General features: G+C 42.1%; 1 protein-coding gene. It reads right to left on the reverse strand.

Annotated elements, in window-relative coordinates; translation table 11 throughout:
- Positions 1 to 219 precede the first annotated feature (219 nt).
- The coding region (locus BTM36_RS06855) for a protein rep (RefSeq protein ID WP_168189754.1) at positions 220 to 423 on the reverse strand (204 nt) is incomplete at its 5' end.

Here is a 423-nt window from a genome sequence, read left to right on the forward strand (position 1 = left end):
ACTTTGAGATTGTGACATTTTCACAAGTTCCGAAAAGAACGCAGTGCCCATTTATGCACTGACACTTGTCAGTTCTAAAAAATGGGGTCGCCCTTCGGCGACTAAATAACGGCTTTGCCGTTTAACCCGCAGGGGCTTTTGGATGGTTTGAGCACACATTGACAAGTGTCAATGTATAAGTGCGCCCTTCTCATTTTTATTTCGAAGGGGTCAACAACATCAACCCCTCTGAATCACATAATTTTTTAATCCAATATGCCATCGAGCAATGACATCAAAAGTACCGTTTGCAACTTCGTCATCTTGAGAAATATTAACGAGATCCCCGTCCTCTGCATCTCCCAAATTCAATTCCTTATGGATTTCCTTCAGCAGACCACCATACCCTATTAATCTTTTGTAAGAAAGGGCGTTGTCTAACAC

The organism is Herbaspirillum sp. VT-16-41 (assembly GCF_001994935.1).
Taxonomy (GTDB): Bacteria; Pseudomonadota; Gammaproteobacteria; order Burkholderiales; family Burkholderiaceae_D; genus Herbaspirillum; species Herbaspirillum frisingense.